Source organism: Corallococcus sp. AB018 (assembly GCF_003986945.1).
GTDB lineage: Bacteria > Myxococcota > Myxococcia > Myxococcales > Myxococcaceae > Corallococcus > Corallococcus exiguus.
Genome location: NZ_RAWR01000071.1, coordinates 21,040 through 42,667, shown reverse-complemented (window position 1 = coordinate 42,667; position 21,628 = coordinate 21,040). Strand labels below are relative to the sequence as shown.

16 protein-coding genes are annotated in these 21,628 nt (G+C 70.2%); 5 read left to right on the top strand and 11 right to left on the bottom strand.

Annotated features, from left to right (window positions below; translation table 11 throughout):
• Positions 1-444 (top strand): hypothetical protein (locus tag D7Y11_RS16790; protein WP_233607313.1); only part of this gene is annotated, 444 nt, incomplete at its 5' end.
• Positions 445-561: 117 nt separating this feature from the next.
• Here D7Y11_RS16790 and D7Y11_RS43320 read toward each other — a convergent pair.
• Together D7Y11_RS43320 and D7Y11_RS16780 are read right to left on the bottom strand one after the other, a co-directional pair.
• Complete coding sequence (locus D7Y11_RS43320; RefSeq protein WP_233607312.1) at positions 562-1,062, bottom strand: Ig-like domain-containing protein; 501 nt, start codon at positions 1,060-1,062, stop codon at positions 562-564.
• 245 nt (positions 1,063-1,307) lie between these two features.
• Positions 1,308-2,234 carry a LysR family transcriptional regulator gene (locus tag D7Y11_RS16780; protein ID WP_126934193.1) on the bottom strand — a complete coding sequence of 309 codons (927 nt, stop codon included), beginning with the start codon at positions 2,232-2,234 and terminating at the stop codon, positions 1,308-1,310.
• A 108-nt stretch (positions 2,235-2,342) separates the two neighbouring features.
• Between D7Y11_RS16780 and D7Y11_RS16775 the strand changes: the two genes are divergently transcribed.
• Positions 2,343-2,981 carry a glutathione binding-like protein gene (locus D7Y11_RS16775; RefSeq protein ID WP_121754941.1) on the top strand — a complete coding sequence of 213 codons (639 nt, stop codon included), beginning with the start codon at positions 2,343-2,345 and terminating at the stop codon, positions 2,979-2,981.
• A 95-nt stretch (positions 2,982-3,076) separates the two neighbouring features.
• On the opposite strand, the gene D7Y11_RS16770 is transcribed toward D7Y11_RS16775, so the two are convergent.
• Entirely contained in the window at positions 3,077-4,366 is a 1,290-nt protein-coding gene (locus D7Y11_RS16770) for a hypothetical protein (RefSeq protein ID WP_120579059.1), read from the bottom strand.
• Between the two features lie 356 nt (positions 4,367-4,722).
• Between D7Y11_RS16770 and D7Y11_RS16765 the strand changes: the two genes are divergently transcribed.
• The 3 genes from D7Y11_RS16765 to D7Y11_RS16755 all read left to right on the top strand — a co-directional run bounded on the left by D7Y11_RS16765 (position 4,723) and on the right by D7Y11_RS16755 (position 8,774).
• Positions 4,723-5,490 carry an endonuclease/exonuclease/phosphatase family protein gene (locus tag D7Y11_RS16765; protein ID WP_233607311.1) on the top strand — a complete coding sequence of 256 codons (768 nt, stop codon included), beginning with the start codon at positions 4,723-4,725 and terminating at the stop codon, positions 5,488-5,490.
• 14 nt (positions 5,491-5,504) lie between these two features.
• The gene (locus D7Y11_RS16760) at positions 5,505-6,158 is read left to right on the top strand and encodes a hypothetical protein (RefSeq protein ID WP_233597243.1); all 654 of its coding nucleotides are present in this window, start codon (positions 5,505-5,507) and stop codon (positions 6,156-6,158) included.
• A gap of 144 nt (positions 6,159-6,302) precedes the next feature.
• Positions 6,303-8,774, top strand: a complete 2,472-nt coding sequence (locus D7Y11_RS16755) for a PQQ-dependent sugar dehydrogenase (RefSeq protein WP_126934191.1) — start codon at positions 6,303-6,305, stop codon at positions 8,772-8,774.
• 5 nt (positions 8,775-8,779) lie between these two features.
• On the opposite strand, the gene D7Y11_RS16750 is transcribed toward D7Y11_RS16755, so the two are convergent.
• From D7Y11_RS16750 to D7Y11_RS43830, 8 genes are all read right to left on the bottom strand, one after another.
• Positions 8,780-9,157, bottom strand: a complete 378-nt coding sequence (locus tag D7Y11_RS16750) for a hypothetical protein (RefSeq protein ID WP_233607310.1) — start codon at positions 9,155-9,157, stop codon at positions 8,780-8,782.
• A complete protein-coding gene (locus tag D7Y11_RS16745; RefSeq protein ID WP_233607309.1) occupies positions 9,154-9,906 on the bottom strand; it encodes a DUF1361 domain-containing protein in 753 nt (250 codons plus the stop codon). Before D7Y11_RS16745 ends, D7Y11_RS16750 begins: the two co-directional genes overlap by 4 nt.
• Before the next feature lie 145 nt (positions 9,907-10,051).
• Positions 10,052-10,849, bottom strand: coding sequence for a hypothetical protein (locus D7Y11_RS16740; RefSeq protein WP_126934189.1), 798 nt, complete (start codon positions 10,847-10,849; stop codon positions 10,052-10,054).
• A 116-nt stretch (positions 10,850-10,965) separates the two neighbouring features.
• The gene (locus D7Y11_RS16735; RefSeq protein WP_126934188.1) at positions 10,966-12,951 is read right to left on the bottom strand and encodes an ankyrin repeat domain-containing protein; all 1,986 of its coding nucleotides are present in this window, start codon (positions 12,949-12,951) and stop codon (positions 10,966-10,968) included.
• A gap of 119 nt (positions 12,952-13,070) precedes the next feature.
• Positions 13,071-16,664, bottom strand: coding sequence for a VWD domain-containing protein (locus tag D7Y11_RS16730; RefSeq protein ID WP_126934187.1), 3,594 nt, complete (start codon positions 16,662-16,664; stop codon positions 13,071-13,073).
• Positions 16,665-16,926: 262 nt separating this feature from the next.
• Positions 16,927-17,850 (bottom strand): hypothetical protein, encoded by a 924-nt coding sequence (locus tag D7Y11_RS16725; protein WP_126934186.1) that lies wholly within the window; start codon positions 17,848-17,850, stop codon positions 16,927-16,929.
• A gap of 1 nt (position 17,851) precedes the next feature.
• Positions 17,852-20,602, bottom strand: coding sequence for a TonB family protein (locus D7Y11_RS16720; protein ID WP_126934185.1), 2,751 nt, complete (start codon positions 20,600-20,602; stop codon positions 17,852-17,854).
• Positions 20,603-20,746: 144 nt separating this feature from the next.
• Positions 20,747-21,226, bottom strand: coding sequence for a hypothetical protein (locus D7Y11_RS43830; protein WP_199733853.1), 480 nt, complete (start codon positions 21,224-21,226; stop codon positions 20,747-20,749).
• Positions 21,227-21,628 lie beyond the last annotated feature (402 nt).

The window sequence follows — 21,628 nt, the reverse complement described above, 5'->3', positions numbered from 1 at the left end:
GTCGAATCGCGGCTGGAGGCAGGGGAGGGGGGGCGCCGGAAGGTGTCGCTCCACATCACCCCGTCCCGCCCGGACGCGGCCTTCGTGGACGTGCAGGTGTTGCCCGGGGACGCGGTGCTTTCAGCGCGGCTCGCGGGCCAGCAGACCCCGGGCGACACGCTGCGGACTCGCAACGCGGCCCAGGGCGTGCTGTTTCGCTACTGGGTTCCGTCCGCCGACGGCTTCGACCTGGAGCTGGAGATGACGGCCAGCGGCAGCCCCACCGTGAGGGTGGGCGAGCACACCTACGCGGTGCCTGCGTCGGTGACGCAGGGGCTGCCCGCGCGCCCGGAGGACAGCATGCCGGTGCCCTTTGGAGAGGGCCTGGACGAGGGCACGCGGGTGACGCGGACGCTGCGGTTGGATGCCGCGGCAGCGGAGGTCGCTCCCGGCCCCAAGCCCTGACCGGCAGCCAATCCCGGATGCCTGTCATTGAACTGGTGTCCCGCCGACCAGGGTTACTGACGACGTCTCACCCGGAGGCCGGGCATCCGCGCAGGGCGGATGCCCGTCTCACTCAGCTCAGGGCACGGTCACCGTCACCGCGTTGCTGCGCCGGCTGTTGCCCGCGCGGTCAGAGGCAATGGCGACAATCGTGTGCGTACCGGACAGGCCCGCGGTGTTCCAGGTCCGGGTGTACGGGCTGGCCCCGACGAAGTACGTCGCCACGCCGTCGATCTCGAAGATGACCTGGAGCATCGCCTGGGTGTCGCTCGCGTTGGCCGTCAGCGTGACATTGCCGCTGACCACCGCCCCGTTGGCGGGCGAGGTGAGGGTGGACGTGGGCAGCTGGTTGTCGACGATGAGGCTGCGGGTGCTCGTCTGGACGTTGCCCGCGTTGTCCGTGGCGCGAAGCGCCAACGAGTAGGAGCGGTTGCCCAGCACCCGCGTGTCCGCCAGCGTTGGCCACGTTTCGAGCAGCCGCGCTACGAGCGTCCGCGTGGTGGCGTCCTGTCCCGCCCACCGCGGAAGGTTGTCGCGCACGAAGTCGGAGGGCGCCACCGGGCCGCCGGAGAATCTCAATGGCAGTAACACTCCGTGCGGGTGCACCAGCCAGAGCTGAAGCCCATTTCGATGCACTGCTCGATGCAGGCGGAACATTCATACGGCGCGGGAGCATCGGGAGGCGTGGCAAGGGCTTGCGTGGCGCTGAATGACAAGACAGCGCCCGTGGCAACGGCGAGCAAGGTCTTTCCCGCCTTCTTCACGAAGTCAATCATAGACACCTCTGGGAGTGGTGTGGCACCGCTGTGGACAGCCACGGCACGCTACCCCACCGCGAGTCCCCGAGGCACCGTGGACTCGAGCGCGGCGAGGAGGCGGAGCGCGGAGTCTCCGACCTCCTTCCTCCAGGCCATCCGCCAGGGCCGCCGCAAGGGCCCGGACGCGAGCCGCTTCACGACCAGGTCGCCCTTGCCCAGGTGCGGGGTGGAGATCCACTCGGAGAGCACGGCGACGCCCAGGCCCGCGCGGGCCACGTCGAGGATGGCCTCCGTGAGTGGCAGCCGCTCCACGCGGAGCCGGGGCCGCTCGCGGCCGAAGACCTGCGTCATGAACCAGTGCGACTCCGCCGCGGGCGTCTGCCCCGTGAGAACGGTGTGCTCGCGGAGGTCCTCCCGGGTGAGCGCACGGCGGGACGCCAACGGGTGCGACGCGGACACCACGAAGATGATCTCATCGGAGAAGAGCGGCCGGCTCTCCAGCCCGGCGCGAGGGACGGTCGACGTCGTCAGGAGCGCCATGTCCAGCTCTCCGGCCACCAGGGCGGGGACGGGGTCCTGGGTGTGCTCCACCGCCAGGGACAGGTGGAGGCCCGGCAGGCTCTTGCGCAGCGTTACCAGCGCGGACGGCAGCCAGTGATAGGCGGTGTAGCACTCGCACACGAGGCGCAGGCGGATGGACGGGGCCACCGGCGCGCGCACCCGGTGCTCCAGGTCGCCCAGCTCCACGAGGATCCGCGTGGCGCCCGCGACGAGCTCCTGCCCCGCTGGCGTGGGCACGAGCCCGCGCGGGGTCCGGTCGAAGAGTCGCGCGCCCAGCCGCTCCTCCGCCGCGAGCAGCGCGCGGCTCACCGCCGGCTGCGTGAGGTGCAGCGCGGCCGCGGCCCTGGCCGTCGTTCCGGCGGCGGCCAGGGCCAGCACCACGCGCAGGTCGCGCACGTCGAGGCGGGGGGAGGGCGGGGTAATGTCTTCCATGCATCGAGTCTATGCCAACGATGCGTTGGACGCATCCCATCCGGAGGCGGAGAGTGGCCCTCGCTTCTTGCCGCGAAGGCCCCCGCTCGACGTCCTGGAGGACATCCCATGCAGCTCTACTTCTCTCCCCTGTCCTGCTCCGCCGCCACCCGCATCTGCTTCTACGAGGCTGGCACGGAGGCGACGTACATCGAGGTCGACTCGAAGACGAAGCGCACGCTCGATGGGAGCAACTACCTGGAGGTGCATCCGCTCGGGCTCGTCCCCGCGCTCCGCACCGACGAAGGGGACGTGCTCACGGAGAATGCCGCCATCCTGCAATACCTGGCCGGGGCGCTGCCCCAGGCGGACCTCGCGCCGGCCGACAGCCGGGGGCGTGTGCGGCTCCAGCAGTGGCTGTCCTTCATCGGGACCGAGCTGCACAAGGCGACGTTCTCCCCGCTCCTCGACGCGTCGTCGACCGAAGGCGCCCGGAGTTATGCGCTGGAGAAGGGGACCGGCCGGCTCGCCTACCTGGAGAAGCACCTCACCGGACGTGAGTTCCTCATGGAGCGCTTCAGCGTCGCGGACGCGTACCTGGCGACGGTGCTCGGCTGGAGCGTGGCGACGCCCATCGACCTGAAGAAGTGGCCCGCGCTCAGCGCGTACTTCGCGCGCATGCTGGAGCGGCCCAGCGTCGCGAAGGCCTTCTCCGAGGAGCGGAAGCTCTACATGGCCCAGCTCGAAAAGCGCCAGCCGCGTCCGTGACGGCGGTGGCGCGGTCCTCGGACGGCAACTCCCTCCACCTCCTCCTGAAGCGATGGAGGAGGGGAGGGAGCTTTCAATCCAGGGCGAGGTGCCCGTCAGGAGGCCAGGGGCTGGTTGCCGCCGGGGCCGTTCTTCAGCTCCTTGCGCACCGCCTCGGCGACGCGGTCGCGGACCATGTTCGCCATGCGCTCGCGGAGGTCCTCACCCACGCGCTCGCGGATGGCGGACACGAGGCTCTCCGTGTCCACCGGGCCCGGGCCCTGCGCCTGGTAGCCGCCCATGTGCTGCTCCCCGAACCCGCCCCGCATGGTGTGACCCATCCCGCCCACGGCGCCCAGCGACTCGCGGAGGGCGTCACCCAGCCGGTCGCGCAGCGCCTCCTGCAGGTGCTCGCGGAGGTTGCTGGACAGCCGCTCGTGGAGCGCGTCGACCAGGCGCCCGCGGAGCGCCTCGGCGATGCGCTCGGGGTCCATCATCCCCACGCCCTGCGGCTGGAAGCCCATCACGCCCTGGGTGCGCTCGCTCATCCGGGCGCGCAGCTCGTCGCCCAGCCGCTCGCGCAGCGCGTCGCGCACGCGCTCACGCAGGCCGCTCTGCACGCGCTCGCGGAGGGTGTCCGCGAGGCGGTCGCGGAGGGTGTCCGCGAGGCGCTCCGGGTCGATCTGGCCCATCTGCACCCGGCGCTCGGACAGCGCGGAGCGCAGCATGTCCGTCAGCCGCTCCTTCAGCGCCTCACGGATGCGCTCGCGCACGACGGTGTGGATGCGCTCGGACACGTTGTCGGCGAGCCGGGTGCGGAGGGTGTCGGCGATGCGCTCGGGGTCCATCCCGAAGCCCTCCATGCCCATCCTCCGCTCCGACATCGCGGAGCGCAGCGCCTCGCCCAGCCGCTCGCGGATGGCGTCGCGGACGCGCTCGCGCACGACGGTGCCCAGCCGGTCGCGCAGGGCGTCCTCCAGCTTGATGCGCACGCGCTCGGCGATGCGCTGCGGGTCGAAGTGCCCGTGCCCCTGCTGCATGCTCATCCAGTTCTCGGCCAGGGCGCTGCGCAGCGCCTCGCCGAGCCGCTCCCGGAGCACCTCGCGGGCGCGCTCGTGCACGCCGCTCACGACGCGCTCATGGATGACGTCGGTGAGGCGGTTGTGGATGGCCTCGGCGATCTGCTCCGTGTCGAACTGCGTCCCGGCCCCCTCCCCCTGCGGCATGTTCATCATGCGCTCACGCACCGCACCGCGAATCGCGTCGCCGACGCGCTCGCGGATCTCCGAGCCGATCCGCTCCTCCAGGCCGGACACGACGCGCTCGTGCACGGCGTCGACGATCCGAGCCTTGAGGGCTTCGGCGAACATCTGCTGCCCCTGCATGGAGAACTGTTCCTGATTCATTCAGCTGCCTCGTGGGTACCGCGGGTAGGACGGCGGGCGCGGAAGGTTTCGGCCTGCCACGCGAGGCGAAGAGATAGAGGCAGTGGGCCAGCGCGAATACGGGGCCCGGGTCTCGCGCGAGAGTTGGCGCGCGCATTCCAGGCCGTGCTCGCGGGGAGGGTAGGCGTGCGCACCAGCCAATGGTGAACTGTGTCCCCTCCCGAGCATGCAGGCATTGGCCTCATCCCCATGGAAGTCTTGGGGGTTGCGCGGCGTTCGTTGCCGGAATGAGTCAGTCCTTGCGATGCGAAAAAGCACGCCCGGCCGTCTGGCTGGGGGCGCTCCTGATGCTCGGTTTCCTGACCGGGTGCCCCATCATGGCGAGTTATTCCGACGCGGAGGGCCCGCGCTACAGCGGAGACTTCCGGCCCGTGCAACCCGTCGCCGTGGAGGACCCCTCCTCGGTCACCGTGGTGACGTACAACCTCGCCTTCGCCGAGCAGGTCACCGAGGCGGTTGCGTCCCTGTCGAGCCCTCCGCTCTCGGAGGCGGACGTCATCGCGATGCAGGAGATGGACGCTCCCGCCGTGGAGAGAATCGCTCGGGAGCTGGGGATGTCCTACGTGTACTACCCCGCCTCCGTGGCCAAGGACGGTGATGACTTCGGCAACGCGGTGTTGAGCCGGTGGCCCATCACCGCGGACCAGAAGATCAACCTTCCCCACGACGACCCGTATCACCAGCAACACCGCATCGGGGTGGCCGCGACGGTGGACATCCGGGGGACTCCCTTCCAGGTGGTCTCCGTGCACGGTGCGACCCCCATCGTCGGGCTGGGCGCGCGGCTGGATCAGGCGGAGACCGTCATCCAGGCGGTCGACGGCGCGGCGCAGTCGCAGGTCATCGCCGGCGACTTCAACACCTCCGACCCGGGGAGCCTGACGCAGACCGTGAAGCTGTTCTCGCAGTGGGGCTTCCAGTGGGCCTCCGAAGGGGTGGGGGACACCGTGGACTCCGTCATCGGCGGACTGCCGCTCGACTCGGTCTTCGCCCGGGGGCTCACTCCGGTGGCGCGCGGCGTGGACAAGCGTCCCTCCGGGAGCGACCACCAACCGGTCTGGGTGCGCTTCGCATGGCCGCAATGACGCCGAGGCCTTTCATGCGGGCCCTGTGGATGGGTGCGCTGCTCCTCTGCGCTCCCGGCTGTCTGAGCGGCGCGCGGAACCTGGGCGCGGCGACGACGCCGGTGGGGACGACCGAAGTGGGCGTCTCCGTGAACACGATTGCCTTCGAGCGCGGCCGGGAGCGGGCGTATCTGCCCAACCCCGAGCTCACGTTCCGCAAGGGCGCTGGCGAGAACTGGGATTGGGGCGGACGCCTCACCCTGCTGGGCCTGGAGCTCGGGACCCGGCATCGGCTCATGGAGCGCTCACCCTGGACCGTGTCGGTCGCCCCGAGCGCGGGCGTCTGGTACGTGCCCGTCACCAACAACGGCACGGAGCCCGTCAACTTCCGTCTGGGAGGCCAGACGCTGGTCGACTATCGGCTCAATGCCAGGTGGACCCTGACCGGGGGCGCTTCACTGATGGGGGCCTTCGCGGGCCCGCTCACCGTCTTCCAGGGCAAGCTCGGCGGCTCGCACCTGATGGTCGCGCCGGGTGGTTCGCTGGGCGTGGCGTACCGGCTGAATCCCTCGCTCGAGCTGCGAGCGGAGGGCGGCATCGAGCTCCCGTTCGACGTGAGGGACGGCCGCCGTCAGCCGACGGGTCATGCCGGACTGACGCTCCGCTGGGGGCGCACCTCCCGTCGCTGACGTGGGAGGCCGCGAGCGCTCGGCCCTCTTCGGCTGGGGTGGCGAGCGTAAGGTGACAGCGGTCCATGGCCCCGGGACGGATGGCGGGAAGGAGTGGAGGCACCAGCTTGCGCCCACTCTTTTCGCACCCGTTGGAGGGGGCCCATGTCCTTGCCGCGCCGCTGGCCGGATCCATTCGCCGTCTGTCTTTGCCTCGGGCTGGGCTGGGTGTTGCTGGCGGGGGCCAGGGCTCCAGGGCCCGCCGCGCGGGCGCTGCCGGGAGGCTTCTCGTCCGAACTCGTGGTGGGAGGCCTGCACTACCCCACGACGTTCGCGCACCTGCCGGATGGGCGCATCCTCGTCGCGGAGAAGGCGGGGGTGGTCCGGCTGGTCAAGGACGGCGCCCTGGTGGCCACGCCCTTCCTCGACGTCAGCGCGCGGGTGAACAACCACCATGACCGGGGCCTGCTGGGGCTCGCGGTGGACCCCGCCTTCGCGCAGAACGGCTACGTCTACCTGCTCTATACCTACGACGACGACGCCACGGACGACGACGGGCCCAAGACGGGGCGCCTGGCGCGGTACACGGCGGTAGGGGACACGGCCTCGCCTGACAGCGAGTCGGTGCTGCTGGGCACCGCGGTGGCCGGCTCCTGCAAGGACCTTCCTCCCGGCTCGGACTGCATCCCCTCGGACAGCGCGTCGCACTCCGTGGGCAACGTCCGGTTCGCGCCGGATGGCACCCTCTTCGTGTCGCTGGGGGACGGGGCCCGCTTTGACGCGGTGGATGACGACGCGCTGCGGGCGCAGGACCTGGACTCGCTGGCGGGCAAGGTCCTGCGCGTCTCGCGCACCGGCGCGGGTGTGCCGTCGAATCCGTTCTGGAGTGGGAATGGCCAGGACAACCGTTCGAAGGTGTGGGCGCTGGGGCTGCGCAATCCCTACCGCTTCAACCTGCGGCCCGGCACCGCCACGCCCTACGTGGGAGACGTCGGCTGGGGCGACCACGAGGAGATCAACGTCGCGACGCCCGGCGCGAACTTCGGCTGGCCCTGCTACGAGGGGCCGGGGCGCCAGCGCGGCTATGAGCCCAAGCCCGTGTGCCAGGCGCTGTATGCCAAGGGGCCGGACGCGGTGCGGCCGCCGCTGTATTCCTGGACGCATGCCGAGGGCCAGACATCCACGGGCGGCGCCTTCATCCAGGACCCGGCGTTCCCGGCGCAGTGGCGGGGTGCCTACTTCTTCGCGGACTACACCCAGCAATGGATCCGGATGCTGCGGGTGGATGCCAATGATCAGCTCGTGCCGGACAGCGTGGCGCCCTTCGCCACCGAGGCGGGCGGCGTCGTCGACCTGAGCAGCGGGCCGGGCTCCCAGCTTCACTTCGTGGACATCCTCGCGGGGGAGCTGCGCCGCATCCGCTACCCGGCCAACAACACGCCGCCGGTCGCGGTGGCCTCGGCGACGCCGCGCGAAGGCGGGCCGCCCCTGCGGGTGTACTTCTCCAGCGCCGGCTCCCGCGACATGGACGGCGACACGCTCCAGTACGTGTGGGACTTCGGTGACGGCAACTCCGTGTCAGGCGTGGCGAACCCGGAGCACCTGTACGAGATGGCCGGCCTCCATGTGGCCCGGCTGACCGTCAGCGACGGACATGGCGGCAGCCACACGGCCTCCGTGCGCATCTCCGTGGGGAACCTGGCGCCGGTGGTGTCCATCCACGCGCCGTCGGAGACGTTCCGCTTCAAGGTGGGGGACGTGGTGACGTTCGCGGGCTCGGCGAGCGACGCGGAGGACGGCGCCATCCCGGGTGACCGGATGGCGTGGACCCTCACGCTGGTGCACTGCACGCCGGGCGCGTGCCATTCCCATCCCTATGAAGAAGGCCAGGGGCCTGGCGGGACCTTCACCATCCCGGACCATGGCGACGACGTGCGCTTCCAACTGACGCTGACCGCGACGGACTCCGCGGGGCTGACGGGCAGCCGGATGGTGACGCTGTTGCCCCTGAAGGTGCAGGTGACGCTGGAGACGTCGCCTCCCGGGCTGGAGGTGGTGTTCGACGGGACTGCCAGCCCGTCACCGCTGGTGCGCTCCGTGGTCGCGGGCTCCTCGCACGCGCTCTTCGCGCCGTCGCCCCAGGGCAACCAGGGCTTCGTCGGCTGGTCCAACGGCGGGGCCGCGGAGCACACCCTCCTGGTGGGCACGGAGGACGTGAGCGTCACGGCCTCCTTCGAATCCGTCGCTCCCGCGGAGTGCCCGGCCGGGCAGTACCGCGCGGAGTACTTCGCCAACCGGGAGCTGGCGGGCGTCCCGGGGATCGTGCGCTGCGAGGGGGCACCGCTCTCGAACTACTGGTGGGCGGGCAGCCCCGTGGAGGGCGTGGGCCCGGATGACTTCTCCGTGCGCTGGACGGGGCGGTTCTACTTCGCGACGGGCCTGTACTTCTTCCTGGCCCAGGCGGATGACGGCATCCGGGTCTTCGTGGATGGCAGCCGCATCATCAATGGCTGGAAGGACCAATCTTCCACCAACTACATGCAGGCGCGCTGGATGCGCGCCGGTGAGCACACCGTCGTCGTCGAGTACTACGAGCACGACGGTGACGCGGTGGCCGGGCTCGGGTGGTTCCGGTAGCCCCCTCAACCCAGATACGCGGCGATCTCGAACCATCCGTCGTCGATCACCTCGACGGAGATCGTCCGCGTGGCCGGAGCCACCAGCATGCGCACGAAGTCCGCGCCGTCCGGCCGCTTCAGGTTGGCGTAGAACGTGAGGCCCCGCGCATCCCGTCGCGGTGCCTCCCAGGCCGCCAGCCCGCGCTCGCCAAGGGTCCCGCTGTGGATCACCTCCGGCCCCGGCTGATCCAACGTGAGGAATTGCAGGGACTCCTCCGTGCGAATCACCTTGGCCCCGGTCGTGAGCTCCACGAGCTCCAGCAACTCCTCGAAGCCCGCCTCCGAATCCAGCTCCACCCGGGAGGCGCGCAGCGCTTCGTTGAGGTCGCGCTCGACTGTCACGGTGCATCCTCCCGACGGGCCTGGCGGCGCCATGTCCACCTCACTCCGGCGCCGGGAGGTGTAGCGCGCTGGCGGCACAGTCGGGCGACGAGCGCCTCATAGCCGGCGTAGGACAGCGGCAGGAGCAGGGCGAAGAGGAGGGTGAGCGAGGGCAGGGCGGGATGGGCCAGGGGATCCCTCACGTGTGAGGCCATGGCGCGCAAGAGGCGGCCCGGCTCCGAGAGCACGTCCCAGCTGTTCCAGCGCTCCACGCGGCCCAGATAGATGCCATAGCCACACAGGCCGGAGGTGATGGCGACGAAGGCCCATGCCGCCGTGCGGCCCCAGCGCTCTTCCAGCCACCGCTTCCAGATGTCCAGGGACAGCAGGCCCAGCAGCCACCCGGTGGCGGCGAACAGGGCCAGGAGCGCGGCGTCGAACCAGAGCGGGACCACGGGCCGCTGACGCAGGTGGATGAAGTCGGTGACGAGGTAGGGCGCGTTGGGAAACAGCGCGAGCCAGCCAAGCGCCAGCGGGGCCAGGAGCCACGGACGGCCCAGGCCTCGCACCATCAGCCCCCGTGCGATGAGGGCCAGGGTGTACGGCGCCCAGGCCAGGAACAGGTTCCACGACAGGAAGGCGAAGCTGGCGCGCTCGCTCCAGTCGAGCCGCAGGGCCAGCAGGTCCACCGCGAGGATGCTGCACAGGATCGCGGGCAGCAGTCCGTGACGGCTCGGGATGGATGCGAAGGGGGAGTGCGGTCGGGACATGGTGGCGTGTGGCGCCACAGCCGCGCACCGTGTCGGAATGGCCACGGTGCAACGGCTCCGGGAAGGGCGTGGACCCGGAGCGCCGTCATGGGAGCCCTCGGGTCTGCCCTTCAGCAATGCGCGGGCCAGCTGCCCCGCCCCGTGCTCAACAGTCCAGGTCGTACGTCTTGACGTCATCGTTCGGCGCGACGACCTTGACGGTGTTGGAGCCGTCGAACGTCGCGGTGAACGTCCCTTCGCTCGTATCCACCTGCACCATCCCCGCCGTGGGGCACTGGTGGTCGCAGCGCTGGTAGCCGGACACGGTCGTCGTCGAGCTGAGGCCGCCCTTCGTGGCCTGCGACGTACTGTCCACGGTGATGCACCCGCTGCCCGCCACCCAGGTGACCGTGCTCGTGGACGTTCGCGAATCGAAGCGATTCGGCGAGAAGCTGTTGGAGGTGACGGTCACCTTGCGCTGGTCGCCTTGCGGCGGGGACCCGGCGATCTGCAGCGAGAGGTTGTACGGCTCCCCATTGATGGTGAGGTCGGTGGAGTTGGCCGTGGCGGCGAGCTGCCCCTGGTTGTCGGCGAGCACCACCTCCACGCTGCCGGAGATCTGCGTGAGCGAGATCGCCGCCTGGCAGTTGTTGAACGTGTAGTTCACCGTCGCGCCCGTCGCGGTCGCGGTGGCGCAGCCGGAGGGAGTGAAGGCGGTGGAGGCATTCGCCGCGAGCTGGGTGGCCGCCGTGGCCGGGTCGACAGCCATGGCCTGCACCTTGCCGATGGCGTAGTACCAATAGCTGTAGACAGGGTCGACCCATGCATAGGACCAGGCCGCGTCATACGCTCCGTAGTACGGATCGTAGTAGGCGTCGTCGTAGTAGTACGGGTCGTAGGTGCTGGTGCAGGCCATGCCCGCGCCCAGCGACAGGAACAACAGCGCCGCTTTCATCTGTTTCATCCACCGCCCCCTTGAGTGGTTTTTCCGAACGGGCCCAAGGTGGGTCCCGGTGGTGGGCGGGAGTACTGACCCGCGGAACAGCCCGACTGCGGGATGTTGGTCCGCGGGCTCACCTGTCAGTCCGGGCTCCGGAGCGCACTTCCCGCCTTGCGCAGGACGTTGAAGAGCCTTTCGCGGTCCAGTCGCGCTCGGTCGAAAGCCTTTGGCACGAAGAGCTTCTTGAGTGATGCGTCCGTGGCGTCGAAGTCCCCCGCGGCGAAGTGATGCCTTGCCTTCACCTGGGCCTGCACGTCGTGGTCATCCGCGATGACCGCCTCGGCCTTCAGCACGCCGCCGACCCGGAGCGTCGCGTCGTTGCCGTGCCCCCAGACGACCTGCGCCTCCAGGTCCTGGCCCACGACCAGCTCCCCATCCGTGTCCACGCCGCTGGCGCGCAGCGAGCCGCCCACCACGAGCAGGCCTTCAGGCCCTGCGTTGCTCAGCACGCCCTCCACCGTGAGGTTCCCTGTCACCAGCAAGGGACCGTTCACATGCACGTCCCCCTTCACCACCAGGTCCCCTCGAACGAAGCGTGGGAGCTTGGAGGGGGAGGGCGCCTTCGCTTCGGCAGGGAGCACTTCCCGGGCGAGCACCACCAGGGCCATGGCCGTCCAGGGAGGCAGGCCTTGCACCGCCGCCGCGAGCGCGTCCCACGACGTGGCGCCTTCCAGCGCGAGCCGACTCAGGACCTGCTCGACGGAGTCCACATCCTTGTCCTCGTAGTACCAGGCCTTGAGCAACGCCTTCCGCTCGCGGGCCAGCGCGTCCAGCATCGGCTGCACGTCCAGCGCGCCCTTCTTCCCCGAGGGCGCCCTGGCACCCATGAGCTGGGCGAGGTGCGCGTTGCCGTGCTCCAGCGCCTCCTGCACGGGCGTCTGTCCCGCCGAGTTCTTGCCATTCACATCCGCCCCGGCCTGGAGCAGGACCTCGATGACGGGCCCCCGCTCCTTGACGCGCGCGTGCTGGTGCAGCGGCGTCCAGCCCTTGCCCGCGTTGGGGTTGGCGCCCGCGTCGATGAGCGCTTGCGCCACGTCCGCCCGCCGCGCGTTGAAGAGTGCCGTGCGCCCCGCGTTGTCGAGCGCGTCCACGGGAACGCCGCCCTTCGCCAGCAGGGCGATGCAGGCCGTGCAGCCGTGTTCCGCCGCCGCGTGGAGGGGCGTGGCCTTCGCTGAATCGGTCGTGTCGGCGGGAGCCCCCAGCCGCAGGAGCTCCTTCACCAGCGATGCGTCCTCCACCCGCGCGGCCAGGTGGAGAACGCCGCCCTGGGTCTTGTCCCGGGCCTCCAGGTCGGCCCCCAGCGCAATCAGGGCCAGCACCCGGCCCGTGCGCCATTCCCCTTCGAAGCCAGGGCCGAAGAAGGGGGCCGCGTCGAGCCCCGCCGCCTGCAGGAGTCCGTTGTCCAGGGCCTTGGCCTTCTTTGCTGGGGGACGCGCCGCGGGCCTCTGCTTCCGGAGCCATGCGTGGAAGCCTTCGTCGGAGAAGGCACCTTCCAGGCCCTGGAAGGCGAACGGATCCTCGTTGCCCTCGTCGTCGTGGGCGCGCGGGACGGGAGCCGCCTCCACCAGGGCGAGCAGCTTCCGGTAGCCCGGCTCCGGAGGGCCCCGCCGCAGCGCGTGCCACGCTTCCAGCCCCCGCCGAGCGCGGGCGTGGTCCGTGAGGTCACGCAGGCCTTCGGCCTCCACCAGCGCGGCCTCCGCCTGCTGCATCTGCGCGTCCGTCGGCTTGCGGCGCAACACGTCGTCGGCCCACTGGCTCAGCGCCAGCGCGCGCGCCTTCTGCCCGGTCGACAGCTTTCCGCCGGGCTTCGTCCCTCGGGTCAACTCAAGGACGCGGTCGCGAACGCGCCAGTGCTCGGCCTTCACCTCGCGCTCCCAGCGGTGGGGCTCCACGCGACGAGTCGGATCCAGGGCCCAGTTGAGCGAGTGCAGCGCCAGCAGGTGCTCCGGCTCAGCCTCCACGATTTCGCGCAGGAGCAGGATGGCCGGGTCCAACTGGGGCGGCATCTCATCCAGCAACGCGTCCGCCTTCTTCATCAGCGCGGCGGTGTCGGGCTTCTTGGGCATGGCAAGGGACCTTGCCAGGAGGCGCCTTGTGTTGCCTGGGCAAACAGCGGCGTCACACGACAAGGCCCCGGATGCTCACAGGCAATCCGGGGCCTTCGTTCTTCAGCCGCGACGTGTGGCTACTTCACCGTCACGCGCCAGGTGCGGCTCTCCGTGGTGCCACCCCGGCCGTCCTCGGCGAGGACCTTCCAGAAGTAGTCCCGGCCGCCCTCCAGCTTCACCGTCCTGGACTGCTCGGGCACGCCCTTCGTGCAGGCCGCGTAGGTGAAGCGGGTGTTCACACTCCAGACGCAGTGCCGGTAGACGACGGCGTCCCCGTCCTTGTCGTACGCGTCCTTCCACTCGAAGGTCACGCTCGACGAGGTGATGGCGTTCTCCTTCGGAGTCACCAGCTCCAGCGTCTCTGGTGCGAGGTTGCGGCCCAGCTTCTCCGTCGTGACGAACGTCTTGGCGAAGACCGGATCGCCGGTCGCGGCCACGTCCTGCGCGCAGTCGCGCAGACGCTCCTTCGAGACGCCCTTGCACAGCGCCTCCGCCTGCTCCAGCGGAATGGCCTTCAGCGGCTCCACCACCGGGATGCCGGGCGGCGCCTTCTCGATGCGGCAGCTGTCCGCCTTGTACCCGGGCCATTCGCGCAGCGTGTACGACTCGGGGGAGTAGCCGGAGGCATAGTCGAAGAGGGACGTGTCCTTCGTCACCCGCCAGGACTCGCCGAACTTCTCGTACAGGCCGACGTAGCGGTCCCCCAGGTCCGAGGGACGCGCCCCCAGCTGTGAGCCGTCCGGCAGCACGGGCAGCCAGTTGCCCGGGGCGATGGGGCCCAGCAGGCCCTCCCTGGCGCGCGCCTGCCGCACGTCGATGTTCATGTACCAGAGGCCGTAGTGCGCCCACCAATCCGTGGTGACGGTGATGCGCGTGCCGCCCGCGGATTCAATGCGGATGCCGCCGGTCGTCCCAGTGGACGTGATGCGTCCTCCGGCGGGGAGCAGCAGCTCCTTGTCCAGAGACACCGGCTTGCCGTCGACGCGCAGCACCAGCAGCTCCGGCTTCTCCGCGTTCATCTGGTAGCTGACGCGATGCGGGCCGACGCGCACCGCCACCGCCGTCGTGATGCTCGCGCAGGCCGTCAGGCCGGTGTGCGGATCCGGCCCCACGGGCTGCTCGGTCTGCACGGGCGTGTGGCGCGCCTGGAGCTCCAGCCCCGGGTCGCGCAGGAGCACGTACTCACCGGCGCCCTGGAAGTCGTAGCGCACGCCGTCCATCGTCGTCAGGTGCGGGTCGCCCCAGAGGGAGGGATTGCCGCCGATGATCCACCGCCTGATGGTTTCGACGTCCGTCTGGCTCAGCGGCGGTCCGCCACACGGCATCATCCCGTTCGGGCAGTCCTCGGACGTGCGGGTGATGCGGTCGAACAACGGCCCCGTCTGGCTGGTGGCCATGGGCGCGGCAATGGCATACGACGCCGTGAGCGGATTCACGCCGGGGGCGCTCTGGTCCTCGGCCAGGTTCAGGTAGGTGCCGAAGTTCTTGTACGGCGGGTAGTCCAGGCCGCCGTGGCACTCGATGCAGGCCTTGTTGAAGATGCGCTGCACGTCCGTGTACGTCGGGTAGTCGCCCACGGGCGGCAGCGAGGCCAGCGTCGTGTTCACCGCTGGAATCAGGCTGGCGCAGGAGAAGGGCGCCGCCAGACCGGGGATGGGGTCCGCCATCAGGTTGGCCTCCAGCCCCGTCTGGAGCGCGCCGGTGTACGTGCTGAACACGTCGGCGAAGCCATAGGCGCGCGAGCGTCCGCGCACGCCCAGGGACCACTTGTCCACCGACACGCCGAGCGGCTCCAGGAAGTACCGGTACAGGGCCATCAGGTTCGTGTTGGGGCTGTAGTTCTCCCGGTCCACGAGGATGCCGCCCATGACCGTCGAGTCCGGGGCCGGGTTGTCGATGGGCCGGCGGAACACCTCCTGCCTCAGCCGGGTCAGCGACACGTCCGTCGACGCGCTGGTCGCGGCGCCGTACTGCGGAATGAGGCCGTTCACCGTCGTCCCGGTCATCAGATAGGGGTCGCCCGCGCGGCTCAGGTTGAGCTTCTCGATGTCGGCCTTGCGGCGCGGGATGCTCTGCGTGCGCGCCAGGGTGTCGTCGCGCAGGGCGTTGATGCCCATGCCGTTGCGCGACGTGAAGAAGGGCAGGTTCACCGCCAGACCCGAGGGGCTGCTCTGAACCGTATTCAGCGAGCTGTTGATGGTGAGGCAGCCCTTGGTGATGGCCAGGGCCACCGGACGCGGATCGACGAACACGCTGCCAGTCGCCCAGCGGTGGCTGGCGAGCTCGTCCGCGATGCGCCGCTGATTGAGGCTGCCATCGAAGCCGCCCAGCAGGTCGAACAGCTGGACGCCGCGCCCCTCGTCCCCGGAGATGAGCGAGTCATGGAACAGCGTGACGGACGGGCCGCCCCGGGTGACGGAGGTGAGCGCGCCCGAGCCAGGCTGGGCGTTGAAGGCATACGCCGTCGCGATGGTGGCGGTCCCCGAAGGAACGGGCTCCGTCGTCACCGGGGGCGTCAGGTCGAAGCTGAAGCGCGGCGTCCCGTCGTTGGGGCCGCCCCGGTAGCGCGTGATGAGGTGGGGGCTCCCCGCCGGCAGCCGTCCGGGCGGTTGCAGCCGGAGCTGTTCGATGAGCCGGCGGACCTCGGGCTGCGTCCGCCACGTCCAGGGGTTGAAGAGCTTGCGGAACGCGGCGGTGTCCACCGAGCCCTGGTAGAGGCGATCCCGGTTGAAGGGGAGCATCCCGCCCCAGCTGTCGTAGGGGTCCCAGTTGGGCTTGTTCTTCGTCTTGATGACGCCCACCGGGAAGCCAGTCGTGCCGGGGATGCCCGTGAGGTTCAGCACGTTCCGCGTCGAATGGCAGGCCGCGCACTTCCCATCATCCTTCTCGATGTGGCGCGAGCGCGGAGGGATGGAGCCCATCTGGGGGATGGTCGTGAGGATGATTTCGTGGAAGCGGAAGTTCTTCGTCGCCTCGTCCCACTGCATGTATTCGATGACGTCCGGATGCGAGCCTGGATAGGACGCATGCGGCGCGGGCCCGATGGAGAAGACGGACCGGGCGGTCTGGCTGGAGAGCAGCAGGCGCGGGTGCTCCGCGGTGCCCGTCTGGAGGCTCTCTGAGCGCGCCATCAGGATGGGGCTGGCCCTGTACTCAGCCGGCAGCGCGCTGATGAAGCGGGCCACGGTGTTCGTGGCCGCGTTGGCGGGATTGTTGAGATACGCCTCGATCTCCTCGGGCGTGATGGCGCTCGTGTTGACGACGGGGATGGGATTGACGGTGCCCGCCGCGAGCCGGAAGACAGGCTTCACGGACCGCGCCACGCCCATGGTCAGGGTGCAGCTGGGCGTCGTCCCCGTGCAGTCCGGCGTGGACGACAGGTCCGCGTCCAGGTCGACGTTCCAGCCCTGGAATGAAGAACCCGCTGACGGCGTGGCGGTGAGGGTCACGGACGCGCTGGCGCTATAGGTTTCATCGCAGTCGCTGCCGACGATGTTGGTGCAGTTGATGCCCGTGCCCGTGACGGTGCCGGAGCCAAGCCCCAGGGGCATGACCCGGAGGGCCGCGGCTTCGGCGGTCGCCGTGCACAGCGACGCCGCGAGAACCAGTGTGCCCAGTGCGGGGCGGAGATGGGGAAGGCGGAACGAAGCAATGAGTCCGTTGCGTCTCATGCGTGGACCTCCGTGGGAGTGCCCGGGAGCGCTGCAAGGAAATGGCCGCGTTCAACCGCGCGGAATCACACCCTGGCGTCCACCTCTCACGTGGCCCGAGAGGCTACGAAGCCCGCGTGGATGTTGCTTCGCTGGCAACGCCTGGCCTCGGGGGCTCGTGTGCGCTCCCAGTGAGAACTCATCAAGAGTCCTCAGCTGATCAACGACCTCATCGCCAGCGCCGCGCCGCGCTGAGCTCGGTTCCCGGGAGGGACGGCGGTGCTCAGGGGCTCCAGCGAGCCCGGCGCACCACCCATGAGCTGCCGCCGCGCCCGTCCCGCACCACGGCCCAGAACGTCACCTCCTGGGCCGCCGCGCCTTCCGCCGGCTCCCACTCCACGCGGTGGCGTCCCTGCTGGCCACCGAAGTCCGCGCCGCCCGTCTCCGACAGGTTGAACTCGCCCAGCGTGGTGTACCAGGCGATCTCCCACGCCTCCTTGAGGTTCACGGCCTGCAGGCGCAGGCCCGGGACGATGTAGTTCTCCTCGCGGTCCGACACGTCCTCGGACGTCATCACGAAGGGCCCGGGGCCGCTCAGCTCCAGCGGCTCACCTTCCGGCCAGGCCACGTCGTCCACCCGCAGGCCCGGAAGCACGGGCTGCTCGTTGGCCTTCATGCCCTCCACCACCGGGCACCAGAAGACCATCAGCTTCTGCGCGTAGATCTCCTCGTCGCCCGCCGACACCCTCAGGACGAGCGGCATGCGGATGCCTCCCAGCCCCTTGTAGGCGTCCTCCGCCAGCACGCGCTCCAGCAGGAGTTTGTCCTGAGAGACGCGGGCCGCGCCGGGACGGATGGGGAGCGTCAGCTCGCCCGCGGTCGTGGTGCCCTCCGCGAGCAGGGCGCGGTCCGCCTCCGTCGCGCACGTGCGGTCGTCCTGATCCGCGCAGGCCCACAGCTGGTACTGGATGGGGCGTCCCGCGCCGACGGGGTCCACCACCAGCGCGCGGTACGTCACCTCCTCCGCCAACTCGTCGAAGGCCTCCGGCGTCTGTTCGCAGGTGGAGGCGATAAGCTCGGGCCGTTCCGTGGACACGCCGAGCACGCGGAGGTCGTGCACGCTCGACGGCTTGTCCTCGGGTTCGACGCACGCGAGGGCGGCCAGCGCCAGCAGCAGCAGGCTTCCGGTGTTGAGCAGGGCTTTCATGTCAGAAGCTTCCTTTCACGCCCACCACGGGGAGGATGGGGATGCCGGGTACCTCGTACTCCCGGCGCTGCCGGTAGTCGTTGAAGGTGAACTCGACGTTCTCCGCGTTGTAGAGGTTCTGCACGTCCAGGTAGACCCCCAGCGTCCAGCTCTGGAATTGCCAGCTCTTGTCCAGCCGCATGTCGAGCTGGTGGAACCCGGACGTACGCGCCGAGGCGTAGGGGCCGTACGTGCCGTTGAAGCGGTTTCTGTCCACCTGGTACTGGTCGAACGTGTGGTTGAGCGGCGTCGTCGGGCGGCCGGTGGTGTAGCGGAAGCGCCCGCCCAGCTCCCAGCCGTTGCCCAGCACGTAGGTGCTCACCAGCGTGAGGATGTGCGTCTGGTCAAAGGGGCTGAGGCCATACGTCTCGTCGCCGCTGCCACCGAAGCCCCCGCCGAAGTCTCCACCATTCCCTTCGGGGGCGCGGCCCGTGCGCCCGTCGAGTGACTGGCTGAAGGTGTACGACAGCCATCCGGACCACTTGTCCGTCGCGGACGCGCGCTGCTTCTTCACCATCACCTCCAGGCCCAGGGCGCGGCCGATGCCCTGGTTGGAGTACGGCAGCTGGACCACGCCTCCACCCGGGAGCGAGAGGATGTCGCCGGGCGCCGCGATGTTGTCGAAGCGGCGGTTGAAGAAGCCCGTGACGTCCACGTTGAGCACGTCGGTCAGCCGGTGATCCACGCCCAGGCTGCTCTGGAACGCGCGCTGGTAGGCCAGGTCCGGGTTGCCGTACGGCAGGGAGATGAAGCGGAACGTCTCCGCCGGCTGGCTGTAGAGGCCGAGCGAGCCCTTGAGCTGGGTGCGCTCGGTGGCCGCGAAGCTGACCCACAGCCGGGGATCCAACGCCACGTTCCGCGCGTCGCCCGCGCGCTGGAAGTTGCCGCGCACGCCGGGGGTGAAGGTGAACTTCCCCACCTTCAGGTCCGCCTCCACGAAGAGCGCGCCGTCGAAGGAGCCCAGGCCAATCTTCTCCACCAGCAGCTCGCCCACGGACTCGGCGCCGGGGAAGGCCACGTACTCGAAGTTCTCCGGGGCGGGGAACTCCACGTCGAAGGACTGGTGCTCGTAGACGAGGTCCAGGCCGGTGCGCACGGTGAGGCTGGAGGACAGCTCCAGGCCCAGCACCTCGCGCGCGCCCACCGTGTAGCCCACGCCATCCTGCTTCGCGGCGCCGAACTTGAAGCTGGTGCCGTCGTAGCCCACGTACGGCGTGAAGACGGACGTGAGCGCGCCTTTGCGGTACGTCCAGTCACCCTTGATGCGGTGGAAGAGGGTGTGCGTGTCGACCGTCAGGTCGCGCTCCGTCTCCGGACCGCCGGTCACCAGGCGGAGCTGGTCGTCACTGCCGAAGGCCATGACGTAGCCGGTGCTGCGCGCGCTGCCCGCCAGGGCCTGGGCCTCCTCTTCGGAACGGGCGTCCCGCTTCGCGCCGAAGTCCACGCGCAGCTGGTAGTCCCAGTATTTGGGGACCACGGACAGGGTGCTGCCCTCGCTCTTGGGGAGGACGGCGGGGAGGATGGTGTCGATGTACGAGCGGCGCGCGGCGGCGGCCACGCTGATGCCGTCCGTCACGGGGGCTTCCAGGAAGAAGCCCGCGTCCAGCAGGTCCACCTTCACCGAGCCATGGAACGTGTCGGCGGCGCCCTTGCGCGTGCCGACCTCCACGATGCCGCCCACCGCGCGGCCGTACTGGCTGCCGTAGCCGCCCGGGAAGAAGTCGAGCTGGTCGATGAACTCCGCGTTCACCACCGAGGGCCCGCCGAGCAGGTGGAAGAGGAGGGGGATGCCGACCCCGTCCATCATCGTCGCCGTCTGGCCGGGGTTGGAGCCGCGCACCAGCAGCTGGCCGGAGATGAAGGGCGCACGCGCCACGCCCGGCAGGGTCTGGATGACGCGGATGGGGTCGCCGAAGGTGCCCGGCGTCCGCTGCGCCTCCTGGCGCGTGATGGTCCGGCGCACGACCTCCTTCTTCGGCCGGTCGGAGCGCACGACGGTCTCCAGCGCGCCGCCGGTGGGGGCGAGGAAGAAGTTCACCTCCGTCGTCTCGTCCTCCTGGAGCTGCTCCTTCGTCTGGTAGAGCTGGTAGCCGGACGCCACCACGCGCACCGCGCACTCACCAGGGGGCACGTCGAGGCTGAAGCGGCCGTCCGCGTCGGAGAGGGCCTCGGGCGCCTCCGGGTCGTCACCGCAGCGCACCGTGGCGCCGGCCACGCGCGAGCGGCTGCCGCGCGAAATCAGCTGGCCCTTGATCGTGGCCTTCCGCGCCACCGGGGCCTGGTCCGGTCCGGGGGCCTCCTCCGGAGGGGCGTTGAGGGTGAAGTGGTAGATGTATTCCACCTGCACCGGCGCGGGCACACCGTCCACCTCCGCGGGTGAGAAGCGGAACTGGCGCACCGCCGCGATGGCCGCCTCGTCGAAGCCATGGCCCGCGGGCTCCGTGGGCAACACCTCCGACACGGAGCCATCCGCGGCGATGGTGATGATGAGGCGCACGGAGGCGGTGCCCCCCTCCGCGAGCGCTTCGGGAGGGTAGGTGGCCTCCACCTGCTGCAGCAGCTCCGGAGGCTTGGTGATGACGGGCTGGGCCTGCGCGGGCGGGGCCGCTTCCGCGGGCGGCGCGCCGGCCTGCGGTGCCTGTGCCAGCGCCGGGGGCGTCAGCAGGAGCGAGGCCGCGGCGAGCGCGCTTCGGGCGTTCAGGGACGGGGACATGGGGCGCGGAGCATACGGGATGAGGCCCCGGGTTCCGCATGCCTGAAGCAGTCACGGGACTGAATGTCACCGGCCCGTGCGCGCCGCGATGCCCGGCTGCTCCTACCGGAGGTGCTTGCCCGGGGCCAGACGCCGCCGGGGCCCTCAGCCGCCTCGCTTCGCCCTCGCGGCCTTCTTCGCCACGGTCTTCTTCACGGCGGTCTTCTTCACCTTCGCGGCCTTCTTCGCCGGGCTTTTCGCCTTCGCTGCCTTCTTCGCTCCTGCGCCCACGGCCTTCGGAGTCCGTTCACCCGGTGAGCGCGGGACGGTCGCCTGCTCCATCGCGGGCACCCGAGGTTCGGCGGGCAGGCCCGGGCCGACGTCGTGGGCGGTCGTCCGCCAGGCCATCCGCGGGCGCAGGTGCTCCCCCCACGCCGGGTGCGTCAGCTGGATGTCCAGGAAGGGGCCGGACCGCGTCACCTTCGACACGAAGGCCCGCGCGTTCGCGTTCATCCACTCGCTGGTGAAGACCTTGCGCCCCCCCACCTCCCGCACGAGCGCCGCGTCCTTCAGGTGTCGGTAGTTGCTGAACTCGGCGTCCTCCGCCTTCTCGATGGGGTCGTAGATCAACATCAATGCGAACACGGCGTGAGGCGCGGGCTTCCCGGCGTCAGGGTGAACGCGCGCCACCGACAGGCGGACGGCATGCCGGGACACACCGAGGACTCGGACCGCGTAGAGATCAGACATCCCACGAGGATACCGCGCGCACCGCGGGCCGGCTCAGCTCCCTGGAGCGGTCGAGACGTGGGCCATCATGGGCAGGACGTTCCGCGGCCCGGGCACGTTCGAGCCCAGGCGCAGGAAGCGCAGCCAGGCGCCCCGGGGGTAGCGGTAGGGGGCGCACGCGGCCGTCGTCGACGCGGTGGAACTGCGTCTCCAGCCCCGCCGCCAGCTCCACCACCGCGCCCCCGGGGTGGGCCGCCGGGCGGCACTCACCTATCCTCGGGGCCTCGCACCGGAGTCAGCGAGCCGAGGGATCGCACA